The organism is Yokenella regensburgei ATCC 49455 (assembly GCF_000735455.1).
Taxonomy (GTDB): Bacteria; Pseudomonadota; Gammaproteobacteria; order Enterobacterales; family Enterobacteriaceae; genus Yokenella; species Yokenella regensburgei.
This window is the reverse complement of sequence record NZ_JMPS01000021.1, coordinates 68,128-85,163: the sequence shown is the minus strand read 5'-3', so window position 1 is coordinate 85,163 and position 17,036 is coordinate 68,128. Positions and strand designations below refer to the sequence as shown.

The window sequence follows — 17,036 nt, the reverse complement described above, 5'->3', positions numbered from 1 at the left end:
ATAGTCTGAACATACGGCGCCTTATGATTGTTTTCTCCTCATTACAAATTCGTCGCGGCGTTCGCGTCCTGTTGGATAACGCTACCGCTACCATCAACCCCGGGCAGAAAGTTGGCCTGGTGGGTAAAAACGGCTGCGGTAAATCCACGCTGCTGGCCCTGCTGAAAAATGAAATCAGCGCCGACGGTGGAAGTTTCACCTACCCGGGTAACTGGCAGCTCGCCTGGGTAAATCAGGAAACCCCCGCCCTGAAGGTGCCCGCTTTAGACTATGTCATCGACGGTGACCGCGAATACCGTCAACTGGAAGCCGAGCTGCAGCGCGCCAACGAGCGCGACGACGGCCACGCGATCGCGACCGTTCACGGCAAACTGGACGCGATTGATGCATGGACTATTCGCTCCCGCGCTTCAAGCCTGCTGCACGGTTTAGGCTTCAGCAATGAACAGCTCGAACGCCCGGTAAGCGACTTCTCCGGTGGATGGCGAATGCGCCTTAACCTGGCGCAGGCGCTGATTTGCCGTTCTGATCTGCTGCTGCTCGATGAACCGACCAACCACCTCGATCTTGATGCCGTTATCTGGCTTGAGAAGTGGCTGAAAAGCTATCAGGGCACTCTGATTCTGATTTCCCACGACCGCGACTTCCTCGACCCGGTAGTGGGCAAAATTATTCATATCGAACAGGAAACCATGTTCGAATACACCGGCAACTACTCGTCGTTCGAAATTCAGCGTTCGACCCGGCTTGCTCAGCAGCAGTCGATGTTTGAAAGCCAGCAGCAAAAAGTCGCGCACCTGCAAAGCTTCATCGATCGCTTTAAAGCAAAAGCCTCAAAAGCCAAGCAGGCTCAAAGCCGGGTAAAAATGCTTGAGCGCATGGAGATGATTGCCCCGGCACACGTCGATAACCCGTTCCACTTTAGCTTCCGCGCGCCGGAAAGCCTGCCAAACCCGCTGCTGAAGATGGAAAAGGTCAGCGCAGGCTATGGCGAACGCGTCATTCTCGACTCCATCAAGCTCAACCTGGTGCCGGGCTCGCGTATCGGCCTGCTCGGCCGCAACGGTGCTGGTAAATCAACGCTTATCAAAATGCTGGCAGGCGAGCTGGCGCCCATCAGCGGTGATATCGGTCTGGCGAAAGGCATCAAGCTTGGCTATTTTGCTCAGCATCAGCTGGAATTCTTACGGGCGGATGAATCACCGATTCAGCACCTGGCACGCCTGGCGCCGCAGGAGCTTGAGCAGAAGCTGCGCGACTATCTGGGCGGCTTTGGCTTCCAGGGTGATAAAGTCACCGAACACACGGCACGTTTCTCCGGCGGCGAAAAAGCGCGCCTGGTGCTGGCGCTGATCGTCTGGCAGCGCCCGAACCTGCTGCTGCTCGATGAACCAACTAACCACCTCGATCTCGACATGCGCCAGGCGTTGACCGAAGCGCTGATCGAATTTGAAGGTGCATTAGTGGTGGTTTCGCACGACCGTCACCTTCTGCGTTCCACCACTGACGATCTGTATCTGGTTCATGATGGTAAAGTCGAACCGTTCGACGGCGATCTGGACGACTATCAGCAGTGGCTGACCGACGTGCAGAAGCAGGAAAACCAGCCAACGGAAGCGTCGAAGGACAACGCCAACAGCGCCCAGGCGCGTAAAGATCAGAAACGCCGCGAAGCAGAACTGCGTACTCAGACGCAGCCGCTGCGCAAAGAGATTACTCGTCTCGAAAAAGAGATGGAGAAACTTAATGCCGAGCTGGCACAGGCGGAAGAAACGCTTGGCGATAGCGGCCTGTACGATCAGGCGCGCAAAGCAGAGCTGACCGCCTGCCTGCAACAGCAGGCCAGCGCGAAATCCGGGCTTGAAGAGTGCGAAATGGCGTGGCTTGAGGCGCAGGAGCAACTCGAACAGATGCTGCAGGAGGGGTAATGTGGCTCGAATTCATAAACATGAAACCGGCCGGGCGGTATAGTAGAGCGCAATGACTCAGATAACCCCCGTAGATTTCGAATTACCACCGGAAGATGATGCCTCCTTCGTACCGATGCGAGGCATTAAGAACTGCCACCTGCAGACCATGCTGCCGCGGCTAATTCGCCGCAAGCTGCAGTTCACTCCGCACTGGCAGCGTCTTGAGCTACCCGACGGTGATTTTGTCGATCTTGCCTGGAGTGAAGATCCCGAACAGGCGCGCCATAAACCGCGCCTGGTGGTCTTTCACGGGTTAGAAGGCAGCCTTTACAGCCCCTATGCCCACGGCCTGATCCACGCGGCGCAGCAGCGCGGCTGGCTCGGCGTAGTGATGCATTTTCGCGGCTGTAGCGGTGAGCCTAATCGTAACGAACGTATTTACCACTCCGGGGAAACCGAAGACGGCACCTGGTTCCTCAACTGGCTGCAACGCCAGTTTGGCAACGCACCTACGGCGGCGGTAGGGTATTCACTCGGTGGGAATATGCTCGGCTGTCTGCTGGCGAAAGAAGGCGCCGACGTGCCGCTGAACGCCGCAGTTATTGTGTCCGCCCCCTTCATGCTGGAAGCCTGTAGCTATCATATGGATAAGGGTTTTTCCCGGGTTTATCAGCGTTATCTGCTAAATCTGCTCAAGGGTAACGCCGCCCGCAAGCTCAAGGCCTACCCTGGAACCCTGCCGATTAACCTGCGGCAGTTGAAAAGCGTGCGTCGTATCCGTGAATTCGATGACCTTATCACCTCGAAAATCCACGGTTTCGCGGATGCTATCGACTACTACCGTCAGTGCAGCGCTATGCCGGTCCTGAGTGAAATCAAAATTCCTACGCTTATCATCCATGCGAAGGACGATCCGTTTATGGATCATCACTCCATTCCTCCTCAGGAACAGCTGCCGCCAAACGTTGAGTATCAACTGACGGAGCACGGCGGCCACGTCGGCTTTGTGGGTGGCACCCTGCGTAAACCGGAAATGTGGCTCGAAAAGCGCATTCCCGACTGGTTAACCCGCTGGCTGAGGGCACAGGCATGATGATCCCCTGGCAGGACCTGAGCCCGGAGGCGCTCGAAAACCTGATCGAAAGTTTTGTCTTGCGCGAAGGCACCGACTATGGTGAACATGAACGTTCATTAAAAGATAAGGTCGCCGACGTTAAACAACAGCTGCAAAGCGGTGAGGCCGTGCTGGTGTGGTCCGAACTGCACGAGACCGTCAATATTATGTCGCGCAAGCAGTTTAACGGCTGACCCTCCATCACCATTGACTCAGGGAGCTGTTCGCTATGTCGGCCAAACACCCGGTTATTGCAGTCACGGGCTCCAGCGGTGCCGGAACCACAACCACCAGCCTCGCATTTCGTAAGATTTTCTCCCAGCTCAAGCTCCGCGCCGCGGAGGTTGAGGGCGACAGCTTTCATCGCTACACGCGGCCTGAAATGGATATGGCTATCCGTAAGGCGCGCGACCTGGGAAAGCACATCAGCTATTTTGGCCCGGAAGCCAATGACTTTAGCCTGCTCGAACAAACCTTCCACGAGTACGGCCTGAGCGGTAAAGGCCAGTCGCGTAAATACCTGCATACCTATGATGAAGCGGTCCCCTGGGACCAGGTGCCAGGCACCTTCACGCCGTGGCAGCCGTTGCCCGAACCTACCGACGTCTTGTTCTATGAAGGCCTGCACGGCGGCGTAGTGACAAAGGATCAGGATGTCGCCCGTCATGTCGATCTGCTGGTCGGCGTGGTGCCCATCGTCAACCTTGAGTGGATCCAGAAGCTGGTGCGCGACACCGGCGAGCGCGGTCATTCGCGCGAGGCAGTGATGGATTCCGTGGTGCGCTCAATGGAGGACTACATCAACTTCATTACTCCGCAGTTTTCCCGTACCCACATTAACTTCCAGCGCGTCCCGACCGTCGATACCTCGAACCCGTTTGCCGCAAAAGGAATTCCTTCGCTTGATGAGAGCTTCGTGGTCATTCATTTCCGTAATCTGGCGGGAATCGACTACCCATGGCTGTTGGCTATGCTGCAGGGCTCGTTCATTTCACATATGAATACTCTGGTGGTACCGGGCGGGAAAATGGGGCTGGCGATGGAGCTGATCATGGCGCCGTTGGTACAGCGAATCATGGAAGGGAAAAAAATCGGATAAACCTCACCCCTCTTCCGCCGGGAAGGGGGTGAGTGACCACCCGCATTAACATCAGCCTTCAACAACCTCATAGGAATGCGTGATGTTGACGGCTTTTTCCAGCATCAATGCCACCGAGCAATACTTCTCAGCAGACAGATCCACCGCGCGAGAGACGGTTGCATCTTTCAGATCTTTACCGGTCACGATGAAGTGCAGATTGATGTGGGTGAACAGGCGCGGAGCCTCGTCGCGGCGCTCTGAAGTCAGCTTCACTTCACAATCCGTCACGGCCTGGCGGCCTTTTTGCAGAATAGAGACCACGTCGATGGCGCTGCATCCGCCCGCCGCCATCAGCACCATTTCCATCGGGCTCGGTGCTTTATCTCCAGAGTTGCCATCCATCAAAATCTGATGACCCGAAGCCGACTCACCAAGGAAGGTTAACCCTTCAACCCATTTCACACGCGCTTGCATATTTTTTAACTCCTGAGTTGCAATTTTCTTCACAGATTACGCGCACATAACATTTCTCGCAATGGAAGGCGACGTGCATCATGCTGAAGCGAGACACCAGGAGACATGCGGCGAAAGCTATGCTAAAACATTCGGGATGCAACAGTGTTACATTGATAAATGACATGTCTGCAGAGGACATCACATAAGGCTGCTGAATATACCGTCAGCCCACTTCCCAGGTAGCGGGAAGAATTCGATTGCAACCCAGGGGCAGAAAGACTAATGCCGCTGGAGACAGCTTATAACAGAGGATAATCGCGCATGGTGCTTGGCAAACCGCAAACAGACCCGACTCTCGAATGGTTCTTGTCTCATTGCCACATTCATAAGTACCCGTCGAAGAGCACGCTTATTCACCAGGGTGAAAAAGCAGAAACGTTGTATTACATCGTGAAAGGCTCCGTGGCTGTACTCATCAAGGATGAAGAAGGTAAAGAGATGATCCTCTCTTACCTCAACCAGGGCGATTTCATCGGTGAATTAGGCCTGTTTGAAGAAGGCCAGGAACGTAGCGCCTGGGTGCGTGCTAAAACGGCTTGTGAAGTCGCTGAAATTTCATACAAAAAATTCCGTCAGCTGATCCAGGTAAACCCGGACATCCTGATGCGTCTCTCTTCTCAGATGGCTCGCCGTCTGCAGGTAACGTCTGAGAAAGTGGGCAACCTCGCCTTCCTGGACGTAACGGGCCGCATCGCGCAGACGCTGCTGAACCTGGCGAAACAGCCGGACGCCATGACTCACCCGGACGGGATGCAGATCAAAATCACTCGTCAGGAAATCGGTCAGATCGTGGGCTGCTCCCGTGAAACCGTGGGTCGTATTCTGAAAATGCTGGAAGATCAGAATCTGATCTCCGCACACGGTAAAACCATCGTGGTTTACGGTACCCGCTAAATCATGCCAGACGGCGCGCAACCTACATCGCGCGCCGTTTTTGTTTTATCACCCATGTGGCGCAGGCTTATCTATCACCCGGAAGTTAACTACGCACTGCGGCAAACGCTGGTGTTGTGTCTTCCTGTGGCTGTGGGTCTGATTCTCGGCCATCTCCAGCAGGGTCTGCTGTTCTCCCTCGTTCCTGCCTGCTGCAACATTGCCGGCCTCGACACGCCGCATAAACGCTTTTTTAAACGCCTGGTCGTCGGCGGCACGCTGTTTGCCGTTTGCAGCCTGATAGTCCAGCTCCTGCTGGCAAAAGACATCCCCCTGCCGCTCATCCTGACCGGTTTGACGATGATACTTGGCGTGACGGCTGAGATTAGCGCCCTGCACGCCCGCCTGCTGCCCGCGTCGCTGATTGCCTCCATCTTCACCCTAAGCCTGGCCGGAAATATGCCGGTCTGGCAGCCGCTGCTGCTGTATGCGCTGGGTACTCTGTGGTACGGGCTCTTTAACTGGTTCTGGTTCTGGATGTGGAAAGAGCAGCCGCTGCGTGAATCCCTGAGCCTGCTGTATCGCCAGCTTGCCGACTACTGTGAAGCGAAGTACAGCCTGCTTACCCAGCACACCGACCCAACCACCGCGCTGCCGCCGCTGCTCAACCGCCAGCAAAAAGCGGTCGATCTGATAAGCCAGTGTTACCAGCAATTGCACATGCTGGCAGCCAACAAAAATCGCGATTACAAACGACTGCTGCGGGTATTCCAGATGGGGCTCGATTTACAGGAGCATATCTCCGTCAGCCTGCATCAGCCGGAAGAGGTACAGAAACTGGTGGAGCGCAGCCACGCCGAAGCGGTTATCCGCTGGAATGCCCAGACCATTGCAGCGCGGCTGCGCGAGCTTGCTGACGATATTCTCTATCACCGCTACCCGCACCGTTTCACGATGGATAAGCAGCTTGGCGCGCTGGAGAAAATCGCACGCCAGCATCCGGACAATCCGGTAGGCCAGTTCTGCGCCTGGCATTTCAGCCGTATCGCGCGCGTTCTTCGCACCCAGCGCCCGCTCTACCCTCGTAATCTGATGGCTGACAAAGAGCGTCGCCTGCCGGTTATTCCGGCACTGAGAAGCTATCTGTCGTTGAAGTCGTCGGCGCTGCGCAGCGCCGCACGTATCAGCGTGATGCTGAGCATCGCGAGCCTGATGGGTGCCGCCCTGCATCTGCCAAAACCGTACTGGATCCTGATGACCATCCTGCTGGTCACCCAGAACGGTTACGGCGCAACGCGGGTGAGGATCGTCCACCGTGCGATCGGTACCCTCGCCGGACTGGTGATTGTGGGGAGTACCCTGCACTTCCACGTCCCGGAAGGCTATACGCTAAGTGCAATGCTCATCATCACGCTGGTCAGCTATCTGATTATTCGTAAGAACTACGGTTGGGCGACGGTGGGCTTTACGGTGACCGCGGTATACACCATCCAGCTTCTGACCCTGAACGGTGAGCAGTTTATTGTCGCTCGCTTCATCGATACCATCATTGGCTGTCTGATAGCCTTCGGCGGCATGGTGTGGCTGTGGCCACAGTGGCAGACCGGCCTGCTACGTAAAAACGCCCAAGATGCGCTGGAGGCCGATCAGGAAGCCATTCGCTTGATCCTGAGCGACGATCCGCAGGCACCGGCGCTCGCCTACCAGCGAATGCGGGTCAATCAGGCGCACAATGCGCTGTTCAACTCGCTCAATCAGGCCATGCACGAGCCCGGTTTTAACACTCAATATCTGGAAGATATGAAACTGTGGGTAACCCATAGCCAGTTTATCGTCGAGCACATCAATGCCATGACGACGCTTGCCCGCGAGCATAACTGTCTGACGCCAGAGCTGACCGAACGTTATCTGCAATCCTGTGAAATTGCACTGCAGCGTTGTCAACAGCGACTGGAATATGATGAGCCAGGAAGCAGCGGGGAGACGAATATCATGGAATCACAGGATATGCTGTCCCACGAGCCTTCAAGCACCATGGAACAGCAATTTCAGCGCGTACTGGGGCATCTTAGCGCCATGTACACCATTTCGTCAGTGGCCTGGCGCCAGCGACCGCATCACGGTATCTGGCTGACCCGACGACTGAGTAAAGCTAGCCGTTAACGATAGCCTTCACCGCTTCAGCGAAGCGCGCCATCCCTTCGGTGATATCCGCCTCTTCCACCACCAACGATGGGGCAAAGCGCATCACGTCCGGCCCGGCGTTGAGCACCATCACCCCCGCACGCGCCGCAGCGTGCAGGAAATCACGGGCGCGGCCTTTGTACTGCGGTTTCAGCTGCGCGCCAATCAGCAGCCCCATGCCGCGAATGTCGCTGAATACATCAAAGCGGGCATCGATTTGCTGCAATTGCTGCACAAATAGTTCGCGCTTCGCCTTCACCCCGTTGAGCACCTCCGGGGTGTTGATAACATCGAATGCGGCTTCCGCAACCGCGCAGGCCAGCGGATTCCCGCCATAGGTTGAACCGTGACTCCCCACGTGGAAGGCGCTGGCAATGTCTTCGGTAGTCAGCATCGCGCTCACCGGGAATCCGCCGCCTAACGCTTTGGCGCTGGTTAAAATATCCGGCGTCACGCCATAATGCTGATAGGCAAACAGCGAGCCGGTGCGCCCCATGCCGCACTGCACTTCATCAAACACCAACAGCGCCTGATGTTTATCGCAAAGCTCACGCAGCCCCTGTAAAAACTCCGGCGTAGCCGCCGTCAGACCGCCTTCGCCCTGAATTGGCTCTACCACCACCGCGCAGGTGTGATCATCCATCACCGCCGCGACGGCATGAAGATCGTTAAACGGCACATGGATAATATCGGCCGGCTTCGGGCCAAAGCCGTCGGAGTATTTTGGTTGTCCGCCAACGGACACCGTAAACAGCGAACGACCATGGAACGCGTTATGGAAGGCAATGATTTTGCTTTTGTAAGGGCTGTGCCGTGTGGCAGCGTAATAGCGCGCCAGCTTGAAGGCGGTTTCGTTGGCTTCCGTTCCCGAGTTCATGAACACCACGCGTTCAGCGAAAGTGGCGTCAATAAGCTTACGTCCCAGGCGTAACGCTGGTTCATTAGTGAAGACGTTGCTGGTATGCCAGAGCGTTTCCCCCTGAGCATGCAGCGCCGCCACCAGCGCCGGATGACAATGACCCAGCGCGGTCACCGCGATGCCGCCCGCGAAATCAACATACTCGTTGCCCTGCTGATCCCACACGCGACTGCCTTTCCCTTTCACCGGGATAAATTCCGCAGGTGAATAAATTGGCACTATCACATCATCAAACGTCGCGCGGGTAATTGCAGGTTGTTCCGTTGCCATGTCTTGACCACCTTCTATGCAGCAGTGATTATGAGAATATAATCACGAAATATGCATAAAAAATCAGTTAATGGCAACCACTATTCAGCCATGCAGGAAATTCGCCAGAAGCTGATGCCCCTGCTCGCTGAGGATACTTTCCGGATGGAACTGAACCCCTTCCAGTGCCCATTCGCGGTGTCGAATACCCATGATTTCACCAGTGTCACTTTGCGCCGTGACGTCAAAACAGGCAGGCAGCGTGGCGGGATCGATCACCAGGGAGTGATAGCGGGTCACGGTCAACGGGTTGTTCAGACCCCGGAACACCCCCTGCCCGGTGTGAGTAACGGGTGACGTTTTGCCGTGCATGACCTTTGCCGCCCGCACGATGGTTGCACCAAAGACCTGAGCCAGCGCCTGGTGCCCAAGGCACACGCCAAGAATGGGGAGTTTTCCGGCATAATGACGAATGACGTCGAGAGAAATTCCGGACTCATCCGGGGTACAGGGACCCGGAGAGATAACGATTTTTTCCGGCGCCAGGCGGTCAATCTCTGCCAGAGTTATTTCATCGTTTCGCTTCACCACCACCTCGGCCCCCAGCTCGCAAAAGTACTGGTACAGGTTCCAGGTGAACGAATCGTAGTTATCAATCAGCAGAATCATGGCGGCTCCAGAACAAAAATCCGCTCTATTCTACTCAGATTCCCGCGCTTCGCTTACTACTTTGCTGAAGATGGCGCTAAGTGCGCGCAAATCTCCCATCGCGCCGCTCTGGTTCGCCTGCGCCCAGACGTCAGGCTCGATCCCTCGCCAGTCGAGCAAATACCCGGCATGCAGCGCCAGCTGCTCGAAGAAGATCCGCTGCGCAATGCCATTACCGATCCGGAAAGGATGCAGCACATTGATTTCACAATAGTAGTGACTCAGGCGAGAAATAAAATCACTACGCCCCAGCCCGGCGAGATACGCTTCCTCCTCAAGATGCTTCATCAGCGCATTGCCCTCTTTCTCGATATAAGCAAAGTGGCAGAAGCGGGTGTCCCCCTGGTAAATATCCACCTGGCGAAATGCGCCAGCCCAGTCAAAAACATCCTGGTAAAGATGATGATGAATGGCGCAGAGGTGCGGCAAACCGCGGGCAGGCGGGCCCAGCGCCAAAGTCGCCGCGCGCAGTGAGGTCAGCTCATACGCCGCCTGCTCCAGGCGCTGCGTCTGGTGAATACCCAGTCGGTTGCGCATGACATTCAGGCCAGGGTACAGGTAGGGATCGCGATCATCACCGTATTTATCGCTCATAGTGCCTCCTGAGTTCCTCAAGACGCGCTACCACCTGCGCATTTTCAAGAACGACCAGCGGCACATCAACGCCCTCCAGACGACGGCTGGCCTGAAAATTCGCGTTACGGCTCTGCACCCAGAGGTGCGATTTTTGCTTATCGGTGAGTTTTTGCATGATGGCCTCCCTGAGAGTCCCGCATTTGCCACAAGTATAAGCAGCAATTGACGGTTACGCAGAAAGGCCACAGAAGCGCGGGAGGTAACCCGCGCAAGGAGTGATTACGGCAGGACCTTCGCAGACAGGATAACGACAGGTTTTGTCGGGACATTCTGGTAAGGACCGACGTTATGGCTCTGCACCTGAGAGATTTTATCCGCCACGTCCATGCCTTTCACCACTTTACCAAATACCGCGTAGCCGAAGTCACGCTGGCCGTGGTCGAGGAAGGCATTGTCAGCAACGTTGATGAAGAACTGGCTGGTTGCGCTGTCCTGATCTGCAGTACGCGCCATCGCGATGGTGCCACGGGTGTTACGCAGTCCATTATCCGCTTCGTTTTTAATCGGTGGGTTTGGCTGCTTCTGCTGCATCTGCTCGTTAAAGCCGCCGCCCTGAATCATGAAACCCGGGATCACACGATGGAAAGTGGTGTTGTTATAAAAACCATTATTCACGTAATCCAGGAAGTTTTTCACCGAAATCGGTGCCTTCTGGCTGTTCAGTTCCAGCTCAATGTTCCCCGCGGAGGTCGTCAGCAGTACATGCGGGTCGCCCTTTGCTGCCAGAGCCGCAGGAGAAACAGCTGAGAATGCGAAGACGACAGCGACCGCCGCCAGTGTTGATTTGAGCATGAGAATTCCTTAACGGGTGCAGTAAAAAGAGCGAGTGCCTTGATTCTAAAGAGGCTTCCAGACACAGGCCAGAGGTTTACTTAATTTTACGAATTTGAAACAGATGTAACCAGTCGCAGCCCGGTTTTATCAGGCTAAAAAACGTGATTGCGATCACGAAAGCGTTTGCAAAATGAGATCTGTTTCACATAAATCGTATGAATACATCACGTGAGAGAATAAAATCTGCCCGCCAAGACGCGCTGTCAATACGCTCAATATTAGAGCGTATTTGCGCTTTCATTTCTATTCACAGGCCAGTCAATGACTAACAGCAACCGAATCAAACTGACATGGATCAGCTTTTTCTCCTACGCACTCACCGGTGCGCTGGTGATCGTCACCGGGATGGTGATGGGAAACATTGCAGACTACTTCCATCTGCCGGTTTCCAGCATGAGCAACACCTTCACCTTCCTGAACGCCGGGATCCTGATTTCCATTTTCCTGAATGCCTGGTTGATGGAAATTGTGCCTCTGAGAACCCAGCTGCGTTTTGGCTTCGTGTTGATGGTGCTGGCAGTCGCCGGTTTGATGTTCAGCCACAGCCTGGCGTTGTTCTCCGTGGCCATGTTCGTGCTGGGCCTGGTTAGCGGTATCACGATGTCTATCGGTACCTTCCTCATCACCCACATGTACGAAGGACGTCAGCGCGGTGCGCGTTTGCTGTTTACCGACTCCTTCTTCAGCATGGCCGGGATGATTTTCCCGATTGTCGCCGCCGTACTGCTGGCGCGCCATATCGAATGGTACTGGGTATACGCCTGCATCGGCCTGGTTTACGTCGCTATTTTCCTGCTGACTTTCGGCTGTGAATTCCCGGTTCTGGGTAAAAAAGCACAGACCAGCGATGAGCCGGTCATGAAAGAGAAGTGGGGGATCGGCGTACTGTTCCTGTCCGTTGCCGCGCTGTGCTACATTCTCGGTCAGCTGGGTTTCATCTCCTGGGTACCGGAATATGCCAAGGGGCTTGGCATGAGCCTGAACGATGCCGGTAAGCTGGTGAGCGACTTCTGGATGTCTTACATGTTTGGCATGTGGGCGTTCAGCTTCATTCTGCGCTTCTTCGATCTGCAGCGTATTCTGACCGTGCTGGCGGGCCTGGCAACCGTGCTGATGTACTTCTTCATCAACGGTTCACCAGACCATATGCCATGGTTCATTCTGACCTTAGGCTTCTTCTCGAGCGCTATCTACACCTCGATTATCACGCTCGGCTCACTGCAGACCAAAGTCGCTTCACCGAAGCTGGTGAATTTCGTCCTGACCTGCGGCACCATCGGTACCATGCTCACCTTCGTAGTGACCGGCCCGATCGTTGCCCACAGCGGCCCGCTGGCAGCGCTGCATACTGCTAACGGACTCTATGCCGTGGTGTTTGTCATGTGCTTCATTCTGGGGTTCGTGACCCGCCACCGTCAGCATAACGAGACGACGGCAGCTCACTAAGCCTTACGCCCCTTTGTCGCTGGCAAAGGGGCTGTTTTGCGTAAAGAAAACCTCTTCTCCACCGCTATCCGTCTGCACCCAGGTTTGCGCCAGCTGCGTGGTCGCAATCACTCTTCCCTGACGAATCGACCAGCGTACCGGCACCTGCGCCCGCACCGCTTCAAAACCGTTTTCTGCTGGCAGAATGATAAGGTTGGCCGGAAGCCCCGTCGCGATGCCGTATTCAGCCACCCCAAACGTCCGGGCGCTGTTATCGGTGATGAGCTTCAGGCTGTCGTTGATTTGCCCATAGCCCATCATCTGGCACACATGTAGCCCCATATGCAGCACCTGCAGCATATTGCCAGTGCCCAGCGGATACCACGGGTCAAACACATCGTCATGACCAAAGCAGACGTTAATATCCGCCGCCAGAAGCTCTTTCACCCGCGTGATCCCACGGCGTTTTGGATAATCGTCAAAGCGTCCCTGCAGGTGAATATTCACCAACGGGTTAGCGACAAAGTTGATACCAGAGAGCTTTAACAGACGGAACAGACGCGAGGTGTACGCCCCGTTGTACGAGTGCATTGCCGTGGTGTGGCTGGCGGTCACGCGCGCACCCAACCCCTCTTTGAGCGCCAGCGCGGCGACGGTTTCAACAAAACGCGACTGCTCATCATCGATTTCATCGCAATGGATATCGAGCGGCTTGTCATATTTCTTCGCCAACGCGAACGCTACATGCAAAGACTCCACACCATATTCACGAGTGAATTCAAAGTGTGGAATGGCGCCTACCACGTCTGCGCCCAGCCGCAGCGCCTCTTCCAGCAACGCCTCGCCGTTGGGGTAGGACAAAATGCCCTCCTGCGGGAATGCCACAATCTGCAGTTCAATCCACGGCGCGACTTCCTGCTTCACTTCCAGCATCGCCTTCAGCGCGGTAAGCGTTGGGTCAGAAACATCGACATGGGTACGGACGAACTGAATGCCGTTAGCAATCTGCCACTTCAGGGTTTTCCAGGCACGTTGCTTTACGTCCTCATGGCTCAGCAGCGCTTTACGTTCGGCCCAGCGCTCAATGCCTTCAAACAGCGTACCAGACTGATTCCAGTGCGGTTCCCCGGCTGTTTGCGTGGTATCCAGATGAATGTGCGGCTCAATAAACGGGGGAATAGCAAGTCCGCCGCGCGCGTTGAGCACCTCGTAGCTTTCACTACCGCCCTCTCCCATAGGAGTAATTGCGCCAAAACGCCCCTTATCAATCGCGATTTGCCATAACCCTTCGCGATCCGCCAGGCGGACATTTTGAATTAACCAAAGTGGTGTGGTCGTCATTGCTTATCTCCTGCGATGGCGGGCTCACGCTGCAGCTCGCACTCTGTGCGTTATTTCATCTTATTTTGTACATAAAATCAGCACAACAAAAAAGCCAGCGTTTTCCATTACTTATAAAATTACTGCCAAATCATATGCATACCCATTAGGGGGTAGTTAAAGGCGTATTTGATTTGTATCAATAACAGCGGGTGCTGAATCGTTAAGGTAGGCGGTAATAGAAAAGAAATCGAGGCAATAATGAGCAAAGTCAGACTCGCTATCATCGGTAATGGCATGGTCGGCCACCGTTTTATTGAGGATCTCCTCGATAAAGCCTCTGCTGACCAGTTCGACATTACCGTGTTCTGTGAAGAACCCCGCATCGCCTACGACCGCGTCCACCTGTCATCTTACTTCTCCCACCACACAGCGGAAGAACTTTCGCTGGTCCGCGAAGGATTTTATGAGAAGCATGGCATTAAGGTGCTGGTCGGCGAGCGCGCTATCACCATCAACCGCCAGGAGAAGGTTATCCACTCCAGCGCGGGCCGTACTGTATTTTACGACAAACTGATTATGGCGACCGGCTCCTATCCGTGGATCCCGCCAATCAAAGGTTCTGAAACCCAGGATACGTTCGTTTACCGTACCATCGAAGATCTCAACGCCATTGAAGCCTGCGCCCGTCGTAGCAAGCGTGGAGCCGTGGTTGGCGGTGGCCTGCTGGGCCTTGAAGCCGCCGGTGCACTGAAAAACCTGGGCGTTGAAACTCATGTGATTGAGTTTGCCCCTATGCTGATGGCCGAACAGCTCGACCAGATGGGCGGCGAGCAGCTGAAGCGCAAAATTGAAAGCATGGGCGTGCGTGTGCACACCAGCAAAAACACCAAAGAGATTGTCCAGGAAGGCACCGAAGCGCGTAAAACCATGCATTTCGCCGATGGCAGCGCGCTGGAAGTCGATTTCATCGTCTTCTCCACCGGTATCCGCCCGCGTGACAAACTCGCCACCCAGTGTGGCCTGGCCGTTGCCCAGCGCGGCGGTATTATGATTAACGACAGTTGCCAGACGTCTGACCCAGATATCTATGCTATCGGTGAATGTGCGAGCTGGAATAACCGCGTTTACGGCCTGGTCGCCCCTGGCTACAAAATGGCACAGGTGGCAGTTGACCACATTCTTGGCAGCGAAAACGCCTTTGAAGGCGCTGACCTCAGCGCCAAGCTGAAGCTGCTGGGCGTTGACGTTGGCGGCATCGGCGATGCGCATGGTCGCACCCCTAACGCCCGCAGCTACGTCTACCTCGATGAAAACAAAGAGGTCTACAAACGCCTTATCGTTAGCCCGGACAACAAAACGCTGCTCGGTGCGGTACTGGTCGGCGACACCAGCGACTACGGCAACCTGCTGCAGCTGGTGCTGAACGCCATTGAGCTACCGGAAAACCCGGATGCGCTTATTCTCCCGGCGCATGCCGCAGGCGGCAAACCGGCGATCGGCGTAGACAAACTGCCCGACAGTGCGCAAATTTGCTCCTGCTTCGACGTCACCAAAGGCGACCTGATCTCAGCTATCAACAAGGGTTGCCACACTGTGGCAGCGCTGAAGGCCGAAACCAAAGCCGGTACCGGCTGCGGCGGCTGTATCCCGCTGGTCACCCAGGTGCTGAACGCGGAGCTTGCGAAACAGGGTATCGAAGTGAACCACAATCTGTGTGAACACTTTGCCTACTCTCGTCAGGAGCTGTATCACCTCATCCGCGTGGAAGGCATCAAAACCTTCGACGAGCTGCTGGAAAAACACGGCAAGGGCTACGGTTGTGAAGTTTGTAAGCCGACGGTCGGCTCTCTGCTGGCTTCCTGCTGGAATGACTACATCCTGAAGCCGCAGCTGACGCCGCTGCAGGATACCAACGACAACTTCCTGGCTAACATTCAGAAAGACGGTACCTACTCGGTCATCCCTCGCTCTGCGGGCGGCGAAATTACGCCGGAAGGCCTGATAGCTGTAGGTCGTATTGCGGCTGAATTCAATCTGTATACCAAAATCACTGGCTCCCAGCGTATCGGCCTCTTTGGCGCACAGAAAGATGACTTGCCGGAGATCTGGCGTCAGCTGATTGAAGCCGGGTTCGAAACTGGCCACGCCTATGCCAAAGCGCTGCGTATGGCGAAAACCTGTGTCGGCAGCACCTGGTGCCGTTACGGCGTGGGTGATAGCGTCGGCTTTGGCGTTGAGCTGGAAAACCGCTACAAAGGTATTCGTACTCCGCACAAAATGAAGTTCGGCGTGTCGGGCTGTACCCGCGAATGTGCGGAAGCCCAGGGGAAAGACGTCGGTATCATCGCCACCGAGAAGGGCTGGAACCTGTATGTCTGTGGTAACGGCGGGATGAAGCCACGTCACGCCGATCTGCTCGCCGCCGATCTCGACAGCGAAACGCTGATTAAGTACCTCGACCGCTTCATGATGTTCTATATCCGCACCGCCGACAAACTGACGCGTACCGCGCCATGGCTGGACGCGATGGAAGGCGGTATTGACTACCTGCGCGCCGTCATTATCGACGACAAACTGGGTCTGAATGAACAACTGGAAGCAGAGCTGGAACGTCTGCGTGCCGCGTTTGCCTGCGAATGGACCGAGACGGTAAACAACCCGGCCGCCCAGGTTCGCTTCAAACACTTCATCAACAGCGCTCAACGCGATCCCAACGTACAGGTTGTGCCTGAACGTGAGCAGCATCGCCCGGCAACACCGTACGAACGCATTCCTGTAACTCTGGTGGAGGAAAACGTATGAGCCAGTGGGTAAACATCTGCAGCATCGACGATATTCTGCCGCAAACGGGCGTTTGCGCCCTGCTGGGTCAACAGCAGGTGGCTATTTTCCGCCCGCACCACGATGAGCAGGTCTTCGCCATTAGTAACATCGACCCGTTCTTTGACGCGAGCGTTCTGTCGCGCGGTCTGATTGCCGAACACAACGGCGATCTGTGGGTGGCAAGCCCACTGAAAAAGCAGCGCTTCCGCCTGCGCGATGGCCTGTGCATGGAAGACGAAAGCCACTCCATTGCACATTTCGATGCGCGCGTAAAAGACGGCCAGGTGCAGTTGAAAGCCTGATCGTTTTGGGAATAAGTAATACCAAAAACTTATGACCTGAAAGGGATAACAGCGGGAAAAATCGTATATTCCATACGATGACTGCTGTTATCCTTACCCGCACTATTTATCCCCCAGTTGCGCCTGTTAACGCCGTGAG

16 protein-coding genes are annotated in these 17,036 nt (G+C 55.4%); 9 read left to right on the top strand and 7 right to left on the bottom strand.

What is annotated here, in order from left to right; translation table 11 throughout:
- The first annotated feature begins 23 nt into the window (after positions 1-23).
- From GYRE_RS06465 to GYRE_RS06450, 4 genes are read left to right on the top strand one after another with little or no spacing between them, the layout of a single operon-like run.
- Positions 24-1,928 carry an ABC transporter ATP-binding protein gene (locus GYRE_RS06465; protein WP_006817524.1) on the top strand — a complete coding sequence of 635 codons (1,905 nt, stop codon included), beginning with the start codon at positions 24-26 and terminating at the stop codon, positions 1,926-1,928.
- A gap of 52 nt (positions 1,929-1,980) precedes the next feature.
- On the top strand, positions 1,981-3,003 hold the full coding sequence (locus tag GYRE_RS06460) for a hydrolase (protein ID WP_038253929.1): 1,023 nt from the start codon (positions 1,981-1,983) through the stop codon (positions 3,001-3,003).
- Entirely contained in the window at positions 3,000-3,218 is a 219-nt protein-coding gene (locus GYRE_RS06455; RefSeq protein WP_006817526.1) for a YheU family protein, read from the top strand. Before GYRE_RS06460 ends, GYRE_RS06455 begins: the two co-directional genes overlap by 4 nt.
- Before the next feature lie 35 nt (positions 3,219-3,253).
- Complete coding sequence (locus GYRE_RS06450) at positions 3,254-4,123, top strand: phosphoribulokinase (protein WP_006817527.1); 870 nt, start codon at positions 3,254-3,256, stop codon at positions 4,121-4,123.
- Positions 4,124-4,174: 51 nt separating this feature from the next.
- Here the strand turns inward: GYRE_RS06450 and GYRE_RS06445 are convergent, their stop codons facing one another.
- Positions 4,175-4,579, bottom strand: a complete 405-nt coding sequence (locus GYRE_RS06445; protein WP_038253927.1) for an OsmC family protein — start codon at positions 4,577-4,579, stop codon at positions 4,175-4,177.
- Positions 4,580-4,882: 303 nt separating this feature from the next.
- Here GYRE_RS06445 and crp point away from each other — a divergent pair, with 303 nt between their 5' ends.
- Together crp and GYRE_RS06435 are read left to right on the top strand one after the other, a co-directional pair.
- On the top strand, positions 4,883-5,515 hold the full coding sequence (gene crp, locus GYRE_RS06440; RefSeq protein WP_000242758.1) for a cAMP-activated global transcriptional regulator CRP: 633 nt from the start codon (positions 4,883-4,885) through the stop codon (positions 5,513-5,515).
- A gap of 54 nt (positions 5,516-5,569) precedes the next feature.
- Positions 5,570-7,657: a YccS/YhfK family putative transporter gene (locus tag GYRE_RS06435; protein WP_038253923.1), complete on the top strand. Its 2,088-nt coding sequence runs from the start codon at positions 5,570-5,572 to the stop codon at positions 7,655-7,657.
- Here the strand turns inward: GYRE_RS06435 and argD are convergent.
- The 5 genes from argD to ppiA all read right to left on the bottom strand — a co-directional run bounded on the left by argD (position 7,647) and on the right by ppiA (position 10,982).
- Positions 7,647-8,867 carry a bifunctional acetylornithine/succinyldiaminopimelate transaminase gene (gene argD, locus GYRE_RS06430; protein ID WP_038253921.1) on the bottom strand — a complete coding sequence of 407 codons (1,221 nt, stop codon included), beginning with the start codon at positions 8,865-8,867 and terminating at the stop codon, positions 7,647-7,649. The two genes, GYRE_RS06435 and argD, sit on opposite strands and share 11 nt — an antisense overlap.
- An 84-nt stretch (positions 8,868-8,951) precedes the next feature.
- Positions 8,952-9,515: an aminodeoxychorismate synthase component 2 gene (gene pabA, locus GYRE_RS06425; protein ID WP_006817531.1), complete on the bottom strand. Its 564-nt coding sequence runs from the start codon at positions 9,513-9,515 to the stop codon at positions 8,952-8,954.
- Between the two features lie 30 nt (positions 9,516-9,545).
- Complete coding sequence (locus GYRE_RS06420; protein WP_006817532.1) at positions 9,546-10,148, bottom strand: putative adenosine monophosphate-protein transferase Fic; 603 nt, start codon at positions 10,146-10,148, stop codon at positions 9,546-9,548.
- A complete protein-coding gene (locus GYRE_RS23605; RefSeq protein WP_006817533.1) occupies positions 10,138-10,305 on the bottom strand; it encodes a YhfG family protein in 168 nt (55 codons plus the stop codon). Before GYRE_RS23605 ends, GYRE_RS06420 begins: the two co-directional genes overlap by 11 nt.
- Positions 10,306-10,409: 104 nt before the next feature.
- On the bottom strand, positions 10,410-10,982 hold the full coding sequence (gene ppiA / locus GYRE_RS06415) for a peptidylprolyl isomerase A (protein ID WP_006817534.1): 573 nt from the start codon (positions 10,980-10,982) through the stop codon (positions 10,410-10,412).
- A gap of 303 nt (positions 10,983-11,285) precedes the next feature.
- Here ppiA and tsgA point away from each other — a divergent pair, with 303 nt between their 5' ends.
- Positions 11,286-12,470, top strand: coding sequence for an MFS transporter TsgA (tsgA, locus tag GYRE_RS06410; RefSeq protein WP_038253919.1), 1,185 nt, complete (start codon positions 11,286-11,288; stop codon positions 12,468-12,470).
- A 3-nt stretch (positions 12,471-12,473) separates the two neighbouring features.
- On the opposite strand, the gene GYRE_RS06405 is transcribed toward tsgA, so the two are convergent.
- The gene (locus GYRE_RS06405; protein WP_038253917.1) at positions 12,474-13,790 is read right to left on the bottom strand and encodes a cytosine deaminase; all 1,317 of its coding nucleotides are present in this window, start codon (positions 13,788-13,790) and stop codon (positions 12,474-12,476) included.
- Positions 13,791-14,030: 240 nt separating this feature from the next.
- On the opposite strand from GYRE_RS06405, the gene nirB reads away from it, so the two are divergent.
- Together nirB and nirD are read left to right on the top strand one after the other, a co-directional pair.
- Positions 14,031-16,574, top strand: coding sequence for a nitrite reductase large subunit NirB (gene nirB, locus GYRE_RS06400; RefSeq protein WP_038253915.1), 2,544 nt, complete (start codon positions 14,031-14,033; stop codon positions 16,572-16,574).
- Positions 16,571-16,897 (top strand): nitrite reductase small subunit NirD, encoded by a 327-nt coding sequence (nirD, locus tag GYRE_RS06395; protein ID WP_038253913.1) that lies wholly within the window; start codon positions 16,571-16,573, stop codon positions 16,895-16,897. The genes nirB and nirD overlap by 4 nt, the downstream gene beginning before the upstream one ends.
- Positions 16,898-17,036: the final 139 nt, after the last annotated feature.